The organism is Pseudomonas sp. dw_358, from assembly GCF_018449655.1.
Classification (GTDB): domain Bacteria; phylum Pseudomonadota; class Gammaproteobacteria; order Pseudomonadales; family Pseudomonadaceae; genus Aquipseudomonas.
In genome coordinates this window covers 1-11,388 of sequence record NZ_JAAVUX010000031.1, presented here as the reverse complement: position 1 = coordinate 11,388, position 11,388 = coordinate 1, and the positions used below count along the sequence as shown (strand labels likewise).

Here is an 11,388-nt window from a genome sequence, read left to right as displayed (position 1 = left end):
CTTGGACCCCTGAGCGCTCTACTAGCTTGGAGGGATCTAAAACGCTTCATCCTCCACTGATAGTTGAAGGACGAGGCTGCATCAACTGCAGCTGTTCACGATACTCATCTGTAATCGTTTTCGCTTGACTGCTCCCGGAAATCACCCTTGGCGTGATCAGAACAATCAGTTCGGTCCGGCCACGACTGCGGCTGGTGTTGCCAAAAAGCCAACCTAGCCCCGGGATCTTCCCGAGATACGGAACGCTGCTGTTGCTGTCGACGCGGTTGTCCTTGATCAAGCCACCCAATAGCACTGTCTCACCACTCTGAACGGCCACTTGGGTCGACACGGCTCGCGTAGAAATAGTCGGATTGCCATTGGCGTCCGTAATGGCGCTGGCATCACTGACCTGCTGCTGCACGTCCATGTACACCAGACCGCCTGGATTGATCCGGGGCACCACATCCAGAATCACCCCTGTCTGGATGTACTGTACCGAACTGGTCGTGACCAGTGAGCTGCCCGTGTTGATGGTCGTCTGATTGATGGGGATGTTGTCACCCACCTGAATCTGCGCCTGCTGATTGTTCATCACCACCAGGGAAGGGGCGGAGAGCACCCGTGTGTTGCCGCTGGTTTCCAAGGCATGCAACGCAATCTGCAGGTTATTGCTCACAAAAGAGTAGAACAGCGCATCGGTACTGCCGAGGGCGGCTCCGCCAGCACCCAAGGCGCCCTGGCTTCCCGAAACGTTCTGGATACCCGACGTCGTCGAGTTGCCAGCCAGATGGCCCAGATACCATTGCACGCCTAAATTAAGAGATCCCGTCAAGCTGACCTCAAGAATTCGGGTCTCGATCTGCACCTGCATCGGCAGGCTGTCCAGGCGTTGGATTGCCGAGTGGATCTCCGCCCACTCAGTGGGTCGGCATCTCACCAGCAACTGGTTGGTAGCTTTTTCTGCGGTGATCCTGACCCCGTTATTGCCAGCACCATTATCGCTGGACGTAGGTGGCGCATCCGCTTGGGTATCGTTGGTCTGCGTGCCGTTGTCGCTGCTCGGCTCTCTCCTTGAGTTGTTTCCCAACGCCATACTGCCTAAGCCGCCTTGGCCACTGACCATTGAGGTACCGCTGCTGCCCAGCCCGCCGCTGCTGACACCGTTTGAAGACAGAGTCATGGTGCGCAATCCTGGGGCCACTTGGGCAGCCTGTGTCTCACCGCTGGGGGCATTGCTGTAGATCTGACGCAGGTAGCCGGCTAGGTCTGTGGCTTTTAAATTGCGCACGTCGTACACGTACATCTGGGGCTCGTTACCACCGCCTTGGTCAATGGTGTCGATCCATCGGCTGATTTCGTTGAGATACTCAGGCTGCGGGGAAATCGCCACGATCGCGTTGGTACGTTCGATCGGCAGGAAACGCAGCATGCCTGCCATGGGGGTACCGCTTTGAGGGCCGAACATTCGGTCTAGCGCCGGCATCAATTCGCCGACATTTGCGCGCTTAAGCCCAAATACACCAATGGACATGCCTTTGAGCCAGTTCACGTCGAACGTATCAATTGTGCTCTGGTAGTTATTGAGCTCTTCCTGAGTACCCGCCATGACCAGGACATTGCGCGAGGCATCGACCAACAGAAAGGCATTTTCACGAGCGAAAGGCTTGAGCAGCTTCTGCATTTCAGAGGCCGACAGGTAATCCAGTACGTACAGGCGTGCAGTCAGTCCGCTGGCCGGTTGGCCTATCGAAAGACGAGGTACCAACTGCCCTGCTACGGCCTGATTGGCCGGGAGCACGACGAAGCGATTACCTTGGCGGATCAGAGCGTTGTTGGTCCAGGACAACAAGGTCTGCAGAATGGACAAAGCTTCGCTTCGAGCAACAGGTTTGGAGGTGGAAAATGTCACGTCACCGGTCACGCCTTGAGCGATGCTGAAGTCTTCCTTGAGGATATCGCCCAGAATTATGTTTACCACCGTCTGGATGGGCTGATTGGTAAAGTTGAGGGAGATACCATCAGCCCCCACCGGTTTGGGCTGAGCAAGAGAAGGTACCTTTCCGGGCGCAACGAAGCTACGGTTGCCGCGGATGATCTGCTGCGCTGCCGAAGACGGTGGCTGGCTCACGTTGGTGTCCAACGAGGGCAAAACGGCTGCCTCAACCCTAGGACGATCAGCCCCAGTTCCAGCCAGGCCTTCCCGTATCAAGGCGTCTTCGCGCTTGGGCTGTGAATTGGTCGGGGCCACGCAACCCTGAAGGACCAGAGCAATCGTCAAACAACATGAAATAGAGCGGTAGGCCACGTGGCACTGTCCTTAGTAGATCGTCACAAATGAGAAAAAATCGTATGTCCGGGATCAGGGCTTAGGCTTTGTTCCCGATAACCAGAGGGTTGCGCTTTTGCTGCCATAGATCAGTTGAACCTGACGCTCGCCGACCAAGGTGACCTTCCACCCATTGGGCAGCGTATCCCCCTCTTTGATCTTGAACCGGGCTTCGCCTTGCTTGATCAAGACCAGCCGAGTTTGCCCGGTCAGGACAATGCCGGTCACCTGAACGCCATCAAGGCTCGGGGCCATTACAGGGGCAGACGCAGCAACAGGATCCGGCTGCCGAGAAGGGTTGAACAATGGTCGCTCCCAAGTCGCGGCGTAGTCGGCCAATGGTAATGCGATCACGGGGCTGACTGCCGATACGGGAATCTGTAACACCGGCGTGCTGGAGAATTCTGGCCAAATGATACTGCCACCCTGCTGTCTCCAAAGGCTCCAGCAGATGAGCGTCAGCGCACAAACGAGAATAGCAAGCAGCAGGTTTGCTCGATGACGTGCCAGCATCACTGTTGCACCTCTGTAGATGCAGCGGTGCGCAGGTAGCCTGTGATGAGCATCTGCACGTTGATGTGATGTCGACCGTTGGTTGTCGAGTTATCCAGTTTCCTCAGACTCATGGACTCGACGATCAAAGTAGGATGGCCGGTCTCCAGGCGATACAGCAACCGTGCCAATGGCTCGCTTTCGCAGTCCAGATTGACGTTGATCTTGACGGCCGAGAATCCGTTGTCGCTATTTCCGTTGACGGGCATGCGATTGGAGATGGAACAGCTGTGGCCGTTGATGGCCGTCTCCTGAACATACGAAGCCAGAAGTCCCATCAACTGTGCCCCTGCTGCGCCGCTGTCATTGCCTGACAGCAGGGTCTGTGCAGCCAACCCTTGCGCCTGGACATTGGCCAGCTGCTTCTCCAGTGGCGCACGCTGGGCCAACAGCACCTGGTAGTGCTGGTAGGTCTCGTCCAATGTCCGCGCTTCCTCATTCATTACGGATAATGGCGCAGTGAACCACCAATGCACCAACAGCAGATACCCGAGCACCACACTCGCCAGAGCGAGCGTCACGGCCACAAGCCGTTGCTCAAGGGGCTTTAGTTTCAGGCGCATTCTGCAGACCCTCCCGCTTGAGATGAGCGAGTATCGAAAACCGATCCTTACCAGTCGCGGCGTCGGTCTGGATAACCCCTGAAAACCCCATATTGCTCAAGCTGGTGCATTTCTTCATCTGGTCAATCAGGCCGCTGGCTAGTTCGCTTTGACCATCAAGGCTGACGTCGCCAGCCGGGTTGATGATGAGTTGCTCAAGCCAGGTATTGGATGGAATGCACTGACTGAGTTCACTCAATAGCCCACTCATTGACGACGCGTTGGCTTTGCGAACACCGACATACTGGCCTTCATCCCGAGCGGCACTTAGACTCTGCCGCAGACTTTGTACGGCCTGGGCCTGGCTACGCAGAGCCCTGACTTCGCCTCGCATGATCTCCAACTGATCTTCACGATCCACTACCCACAGGTGCATGACCAGCAAGGTCAAGGCCACACTGACAGTGATCAGTATCCAGCCTGTACGTCGATGCGGGTCTGCTCTTGCGACCTGCCAATCGTTGGGGGTCAGATCCACCTGCAGCTGGTGGCCGTCGCGATCCAGGGCGCTCACTGAACTGACCTTTATGCCTCGATTACCGAGCGTTTGCAGAATGCCGTCCAGCCGACGCCGGGCCACGACAACAAGGTTTACCTGCAGGCTCTTGTCAGGACGAACTATCGGCCTTTCGTAATCGAGATAAACCTGCTCCCCCGTGAACGGCATGTACCGGTCCACCTCGTATTTCATGATGGCGGACAGCTCGGACGCTGCCGTCGGCGGGAGCACGACCGGTCGGGTCAACACGTTTTCGGCAGCCAACACCAGCACAAGCCTGGCGGTGCTCCCAGAGAGACGAGCGTTAGCTAGGTCTATCTGCGTGCCGCTGTTGTCCCATAGCGCTGCGTCCCTCCAATGGACCACCTCTTCGTTGTCGGCGACCATCCATTGTTGCCATCGGGCAGGCATGCATCCGATTAATTGACGACCCCACCAGCGCGTGAACGTGGGGAAAACTGAGGCATGCCAGTAGGACAGCAGAGGGCCGAACCCTGAGCGCAACATCAGTGCGCTTGTTTTGGAGAGTGATTTCATTCCTTCCAGCGAAGCACGCGGTAAAGTGGCTCGCCTCCTCCCGCAGGATTCAGATAAAGCGTGACGTGCAGGCCCGCGCTAAAGCCGTCAGACATCTGGCCACGAGTGTTTATAGTAACAATAGAACCGGGGCTATTAGAGACACTGATCGGATTCGCCAAAGCCAACGCGGCACGGACGTCTGGAGTGGCGAACGCCGTGTCGGGTTGAGCCAATCCTGTCCACAGGGTGATGTGGGGCTCCAATTTTTGATAAAGCTCGGAATCCATGCCGTTAAACGCCTGCACCTGTTCAAGGACTTTCACAGGGCGACCGGCCGTGCGAAGACTTCTTAATTGTTCACTCAGTTGCGGGGCCTGGATGCGGTTAGCGCCCAGATAGAGCAGCAATTGCGCGAAAGCTTGTGGATCAGCAAAGTTGAGGTCCAGTTTGCCACGTTCACTACGAACCGAGAAAGCCACTTTCACGCCATCCAGCAGCATCTCGTACTCTCTGCCATCAGCCACCAACGGCTGAGCCGCAGGCTCGAGCAGGCGTTCGACCGCCACGGCCAGCCCCGCCTCGGCGCTGATCAACGCATGGCTGCGGTCAAGGGCATGATGGCTCTGCTGATTCTCAAGCCGTATAGCGGTCACCACGCCGCCCATCAGCACCGCCAGGAACGCCAGTGCCCACAAGGCGACCAGCAAGGCCGCTCCGCGTTGGCAAGTCATGGTGCTGCCCATGACGTGGTATCCAGGTTCGAGCGCAAGGCGACCGTCAAGTCCGGCCAACGCACCGGACCTTCAATTTCCAGCTCGAGGCGTACATAGTTGGGTAACCGATCAGGCCATGGCCAGGACGGTATCCATTCCGTGGGATGCTGGCTGTTGTCCAAACCTCGATACGCCAGATGCAGACTGCGTACATGATGCAAAAGACACTGAGGCTCACCCCATGATCGGGTATCCGAATCGTTGACGGGGGTAAACGTCACCATCAGATCATGGGCTCCAGAACCATCATCGACCAATCGAACATAATGGACCTGCAGGCCCCCGTTCAGGGAGGCGGGCAAGGGGGCCATAAACTCGATGGCTTGTTCCGTCCCGGCCAGCACGTTGCGTTTTCTACCCCTGTCACTGTCCAAAGCGAGCACCAGTGCCTGCTGGAGCGCCAAGCGCAGAAAATCTTGTGCCGCCCGGACTTCGGTCAGCCTTGAGGCGTAGCGGTTGGACATTGCCAGGGTATGGCGGCTACTGGTCAGCGCGGAGCCGACCAATACCAGCATGACGCCGATTAGGGTCATGGCCAGCAGCATTTCAAGCAGTGTGAAGCCCTTGCTGTGCGCCTTCATGGGGTCAACCTGACGTCGCTGGACTGCGCGCGCAGCGTGGTGAAATGCTCTTCGCGATAGCCGTCGGTGAGGGTTAACTCCAGCTTGAAGAGTTTTACTGCAGCGGTACTGCGCATGACGGTGCTGGCCAGATTCCAGTGCACCCTGTCTTCATCGCCCTGCCACTGGCCGACCTGCACCGCTCCTCGCGCGTGGCCGTCAAAAATGGATCGAGCTGTAAGTGCCAGGTGGGTGGCTTCGTCGTCCTTGAGCAAGGATCGGGTCGCCGACCCCATGGCGCTGAACACAACGAAGAAACCGATTGCCAGCAGCGACACCGCGGCCAACAGCTCCAGCAGGGTGAAGCCGCTCTCGCGTCTTTTACCTGCAATACACCGCTTCATAACGGCGTGATCTCATGCCACACCGCCATGCCAGTCAGCCAGGCCACATCGATCCGCCATGCACGGTCCTCGCGCTCCAGGTAGACATTGCCGCCACTGGAGGCGCCATCGGGATAAAAAGCAAACACTGCCTCATGAGGCACTTGGCCGGCAGCTGTGGTAGCCCGGATCGTCATGTCAGTGGGCAACGACTGCACGGGGGCTCCCGAAATTTGGAAGCGCTTGTCGAGAATATCCAGACGCACGTAAACCGCCCGCCCCTGAGAGATGGCTTGGGAGCGAGCGGTACGCAGTGCCAACGTCAGATCGCGGCCGGCCTGCCGGTCCCGCGCCGCTGACAATCCGTGGTTGATACTCGATGCCAGCAGGCTCATGCCAACGGCCATGATAAGCATGACGGCAAGCATTTCCAGCAAGGTGAAGCCCCGCATGCGCTGCCAGCGAGCCACCTGAGACTATTCCCAATTGCCAAGATCGGCGTTGTACCCATCGCCGCCCGGCTGACCGTCACGGCCCAGGAAGATCAGATCGAAAGGCCCATGTTCACCTGGTGCGCGGTAGGCGAAGGGATTGCCGAAGGGATCTTGCAAGTCGCTTGGTTTGGCATAGGGACCTGACCAGTTTCTAGCGGTTGCCGGCTTGGTGATCAGGTCGGTCAGATTCTTGGGAGGCGAACCGACATCCATGGCATAGCTTTCGATTTTCATCGAGAGACTGGCCATCTGCGCTTTCCCTGCTCCGTACTTGCCTTTCTCCACGTTGCCCCCCACTTGGCGCACAACAATGGTGGCCACGATGCCCAGCAGCACGATGACGGCCAGCATCTCCAGCAAGGTGAAACCGCGGTGATGCCGAGGCGCCGAAAATGTGTTTTGCATGGTATCGAGTTCCAAATCAGATATTGCTCGTAAGGCTCATCAGCGGAAGCATGATGGCGAGCATGATAAAAGCCACCAGGGCAGCCATGACCAGCGTAAGGCTGGGGACTAGCGCAGCAAGTAATCGATCAATGTTGCGTTTTGCTTCTGTATCGAACACCTCGGCCACTTTGAGTAGCATTACATCGAGCTGTCCCGACTCTTCCCCGACCTCGATCATCTGCAGCGCCAGGTCAGGTAGCACCCCTTGTATGGCAAGTGCGACTGACAGAGTGCCGCCATTTTTGACCTGGGTGCTAGCCTGGTCGACGGCTGATTGTACCGCGCGGTTGTTGCAGACCTGGCGTCCGATACCCAGCGCGGTCAGAAGTGGCACGCCTTGGCTAAGGAGCGTGCCGAGCGTCCGTGCCAGTCGGGCGGTTTCGAGAAGCTGCAGTAGCTGCCCCAGTCCGCGTGAGTGCAGCACACGGCGATCCCATCGCAGTCGAGCGGCAGGTTCCCGAAACCGTGCGGTGACCGTCATCCCCACTGCGATACCACCGATGAGCAAGTAAAGGCCGAAGTCACCTAGAAATTGGCCCGCTCGTAACACTGACTGAGTGATAAGCGGAACCGGAACCCCCAGCCCATCGAATATCGGGATAAATTGCGGCACCACATAGGCCATCAACAATACCAATGAGCCCAGCACCCCCACCAGCAGGAAGGCCGGATAGATGAGCGCGTTTGTTACTTCTCCCTTGAGAGCCTGGGCCCGCTCCAGATAAAGAGCCAACTGCTTAAGGGTGTCGCCAAGCCTACCCCCTGCTTCACCCGCTTTGACCATGCTCAGATAAAGGGGGGTGAATTGTCCCGTTTCTTCTGCCAGGGCAAGCGAGAGCGGCCGGCCATCTTTGACGCGGTTCCGGACCCGGGTCACCAGTGCACCACCCGGCAAGTTGCCAGGTTGGCTTTGCAAAATGAGCAAGCTCTTGTCCAGCGGTTGGCTGGCACCGAGCAGCGTTGCCAGTTGGTGCGTGAACTGGACGAGTTGCCGACTGTTCAGGGGGCCTCGTTTGAACAGCCGCCGCAGACCGGTTCCCGACGAAGCCTGCGCCGGTCCTACCTCCATGATAATCAGTCCGCGGGCCTGCAACAGGGTAGTTGCCGCGTCTTGGCTAGCTGCTTCGATTGCCCCTTGTTCTCTTCGGCCAGCAGCATCCAGTGCTCTGTATCGGTACTGGGTCATCCATTACTCTCCACGTGTCACTCGCAGGACTTCTTCAAACGTGGTCAGGCCCATCAAAGCTTGTCTCAAGCCATCTTCGAAAAGCGTGCGCAGGCCCTCCTCGCGCGCCGCCTGCTCCAGTGCCGTTGCGCTAACTCTTTCAATCAGCAAACCACGCAGACGATCACTCATGACCAGCAGCTCGGTAATGGCGTTACGACCGCTGTAAGCAAGGCTGTCCGGCACGCCCTTTCGAGGTCGCCAGAGCTTAATAGGTCGCACAACCGTCAAACGGTCCAAGCCGTAGAGGGCTATGAACTCGGCCGAAGGTTCATAAGTTTCACATTCCTCAGGCACCAATCTTCTCACCAGGCGCTGGGCCAGGATGGCATTCACGGTAGAGGCAATGAGGTAGGGTTCCACTCCCATGTCCATCAAGCGGGTGATACTCGCCGAAGCACTGTTGGTGTGCAAGGTGGACAGCACCAGGTGCCCGGTAAGCGAGGACTGAATCGCGATCCGGCAGGTCTCAAGGTCACGCATCTCACCGATCATGATCACGTCCGGGTCCTGACGGACGATCGAGCGCAGCGCGTTTGCAAAATCCAGTCCGATGGCAGGTTTCACCTGTGTCTGGTTGATCCCAGCGATCTGGTACTCCACCGGGTCCTCCACCGTAATGATCTTGCGCTCGGGCTTGTTGAGCCGTGATAGCGCTGCATACAGGGTCGTGGTCTTGCCGGATCCGGTGGGGCCCGTGACCAAGACAATACCGTGAGGTCGTTCGAGTACATCCAGAAAGCGCTGCAGCCGTTCGCCATCAAAGCCCAGGCTCGGAAAGTCCAGTGATACAGTCTGTCGATCCAGAAGCCGCATGACCACTGACTCGCCAAAGCTAGTTGGCATCGTCGAAACGCGCAGGTCCAGATCCTTGCCCTGAATACGCAGCATGATGCGGCCGTCTTGAGGTAAGCGGCGCTCGGCGATGTCTAGTTTGGCCATGATCTTGACCCTAGAAATCACCGCCGCAGACGAGCTCGAGGGAGGCGCCTCCGACTCATGAAGCACACCATCGACACGATACCGGACCTTCAAGATGTTCTCGAAAGGCTCGATATGAATGTCTGAAGCGCGGAGCTCTACGGCTCGCTGGATCACCAAATTGACCAAGCGGATCACCGGCGCTTCAGAGGCCAGATCTTTGAGATGCTCGATGTCGTCTTCATGATCATCGGTCTGGACGAGGCTTTCCGTAAGCGTCCCCATCATGGAACGCCCTTGACCGTAAAATTGCTCGACCAATCGTTCGATTTCGCTTGGGAGGCCTATAGAACAACGGGCTTTGCGTTCAGTGGCGTATTCCAGAGCCTCGATCGCAGGCAGGTCTGATGGATCAGCTACCAGAAGGTGAATTTCGGTGTTATCCCATTCCACTGGTACCAGGCGGTACTGCTTAAGAAAGCGCGCAGGAATGGCAGGCGGCCGATCAGCTAGCTCAGAAATCTCTGCAGAAAAAACGACAGGGATGTCAAAGGCAGTAGACGTGGCAAATGCAAGGTCTCTCTCGGAGACCACACCAAGGCGCAGCAACAGCTCTGAAAAGCTTTGATTTGGCTCGCTTGCGTACAGAGCCTGAGCTCGCTCTGCGTCGGCGGGCCTAATACTTTTGCTGATTAAAAGCACGTCTAGCGCTCTAGTTTGTTCCGGTGTATTCATTGCCCACCCTTTCACTGTATAGCTAAGAAGCTTAATCGCTAAGGGATTTCTTGACCTGTATTAATGTCATATTTCTTTATTTTCTTAAAGAACTCCACGGCAGCATTCGCCCTACCATTGTAATAGTCATCTAGCCTTTGCTCTACATGAATTGGCATCCAAACCACAAACAGCTCTAGATCGCTTACAGCATCTAATTCAGCCTCTTCTAGATTCCCATTAATATATATAAAGAGCTGGTTAGACCCAACCGGCTGATTACGATATCGTGCCGGGCCGATGTTATCTCCGCAACCCCAATGACCTATCACTTCCCATTTGCTTTTTTTAATTGACCTTAAATCCACATAAACTCTAAATAATATTTTTTCCTCTTTGAGGTTTGGATTTTTGTCCAGTTCCTGGGTCATCAAATCAAAAAAAACACAATCTCCGAAACTGGTCAAACCGGCATAACAGTAGTTACCACCCTTGATTGGAATTGCTAGCAAATCACCAGCAATTGGTAAGGCGTTATTTTTCTTAATTTTTTCCATAGTTATCTACCCCCGAAAATTCTAATACGTGCAGGAGAATTATCAGGCAAGGCGCCGAATGATGATTTTGCTGCAGAATCATACAGGATGCCTCTAGGATTAAAGTCAGAAACCCCGTTTATCAAATTTCTAGCGCTGCCACCTACGCTTTGCGCTCCTCCATAAAAATCTATCAACTGTTGTTCACGCCCGCGAATGGCTTGATAATCATTTGTAAATCTATCCAACACCGGAGGAAAAAAGCCCTCGGCATTTAGATGATTTTGCTGCATACCTCGAGTACGAACCAAATCTTCAGGCGTACCATAGCCAGAGGTCCGACCACAATAAACCTGGCCGGTGCCGGGATTTGTTCGCGTATAAGTCGCATAAGAAAAGTTATTTCGGTTAGGGGTGTCTCCAGTTAATGCCAAAGGAACAACCAAAGCTCCAGAGCTTATAAATCCACCAACTCCAGCCCCTTCTACCAACATTCCGCTAGCTGTGAGACCATAAAGCCCGGACGGGTCCTGGTAAGATAAGGGGTTTCCTCCGACATACCCATAAGTATTGATCCCGCCATTCAGCCCAATCGGATCGCTCTGCACATACCGCCCCGTCTGCGCATTGTAGTCCCGGTAGTAGTTGTAGCTCAGCTGGCTGGTCGCATCATAAACCTGACCTGGGAAGCGCAGTGCGATGCTCGTCGTATTGCCATCCCCGTCCACATCCTCGTTCGGTGCCCCTACCCCGTACGCATCGCTGTTCCAGCTCCACAGCAAGGTCTGCGCACTGTCGGTCGCCAGCCGCGGCGTGTTCAGATGGTCGGGGTGCAGGTACAGCACCTTGCTCGCG

Annotated in this window: 13 protein-coding genes; all 13 read right to left on the bottom strand. The window is 56.2% G+C overall.

Annotated elements, in window-relative coordinates; translation table 11 throughout:
- Positions 1-46: 46 nt before the first annotated feature.
- Entirely contained in the window at positions 47-2,287 is a 2,241-nt protein-coding gene (gene gspD / locus HB675_RS25495) for a type II secretion system secretin GspD (protein WP_213881939.1), read from the bottom strand.
- A 54-nt stretch (positions 2,288-2,341) separates the two neighbouring features.
- Complete coding sequence (locus tag HB675_RS25490) at positions 2,342-2,821, bottom strand: hypothetical protein (protein ID WP_213881938.1); 480 nt, start codon at positions 2,819-2,821, stop codon at positions 2,342-2,344.
- Positions 2,821-3,423, bottom strand: coding sequence for a type II secretion system protein GspM (gene gspM / locus HB675_RS25485; protein ID WP_213881937.1), 603 nt, complete (start codon positions 3,421-3,423; stop codon positions 2,821-2,823). Before gspM ends, HB675_RS25490 begins: the two co-directional genes overlap by 1 nt.
- Positions 3,398-4,348 carry a PilN domain-containing protein gene (locus HB675_RS25480; RefSeq protein ID WP_213881936.1) on the bottom strand — a complete coding sequence of 317 codons (951 nt, stop codon included), beginning with the start codon at positions 4,346-4,348 and terminating at the stop codon, positions 3,398-3,400. Before HB675_RS25480 ends, gspM begins: the two co-directional genes overlap by 26 nt.
- Positions 4,349-4,494: 146 nt before the next feature.
- The gene (locus HB675_RS25475) at positions 4,495-5,187 is read right to left on the bottom strand and encodes a type II secretion system protein GspK (protein ID WP_213881935.1); all 693 of its coding nucleotides are present in this window, start codon (positions 5,185-5,187) and stop codon (positions 4,495-4,497) included.
- Between the two features lie 20 nt (positions 5,188-5,207).
- Positions 5,208-5,834: a prepilin-type N-terminal cleavage/methylation domain-containing protein gene (locus HB675_RS25470; protein ID WP_213881934.1), complete on the bottom strand. Its 627-nt coding sequence runs from the start codon at positions 5,832-5,834 to the stop codon at positions 5,208-5,210.
- On the bottom strand, positions 5,831-6,217 hold the full coding sequence (locus HB675_RS25465; protein WP_213881933.1) for a type II secretion system protein: 387 nt from the start codon (positions 6,215-6,217) through the stop codon (positions 5,831-5,833). Before HB675_RS25465 ends, HB675_RS25470 begins: the two co-directional genes overlap by 4 nt.
- Positions 6,214-6,666 carry a GspH/FimT family pseudopilin gene (locus HB675_RS25460; protein WP_345945800.1) on the bottom strand — a complete coding sequence of 151 codons (453 nt, stop codon included), beginning with the start codon at positions 6,664-6,666 and terminating at the stop codon, positions 6,214-6,216. Before HB675_RS25460 ends, HB675_RS25465 begins: the two co-directional genes overlap by 4 nt.
- 6 nt (positions 6,667-6,672) lie before the next feature.
- Positions 6,673-7,095 carry a type II secretion system major pseudopilin GspG gene (gene gspG, locus HB675_RS25455; RefSeq protein ID WP_213881940.1) on the bottom strand — a complete coding sequence of 141 codons (423 nt, stop codon included), beginning with the start codon at positions 7,093-7,095 and terminating at the stop codon, positions 6,673-6,675.
- Positions 7,096-7,111: 16 nt separating this feature from the next.
- On the bottom strand, positions 7,112-8,323 hold the full coding sequence (gspF, locus tag HB675_RS25450; RefSeq protein ID WP_213881932.1) for a type II secretion system inner membrane protein GspF: 1,212 nt from the start codon (positions 8,321-8,323) through the stop codon (positions 7,112-7,114).
- Between the two features lie 3 nt (positions 8,324-8,326).
- On the bottom strand, positions 8,327-10,018 hold the full coding sequence (gene gspE / locus HB675_RS25445; protein ID WP_213881931.1) for a type II secretion system ATPase GspE: 1,692 nt from the start codon (positions 10,016-10,018) through the stop codon (positions 8,327-8,329).
- Between the two features lie 38 nt (positions 10,019-10,056).
- Entirely contained in the window at positions 10,057-10,554 is a 498-nt protein-coding gene (locus tag HB675_RS25440) for a hypothetical protein (RefSeq protein ID WP_213881930.1), read from the bottom strand.
- 2 nt (positions 10,555-10,556) lie between these two features.
- On the bottom strand, positions 10,557-11,388 hold an 832-nt coding region (locus HB675_RS25435; RefSeq protein ID WP_213881929.1), incomplete at its 5' end, for an RHS repeat-associated core domain-containing protein.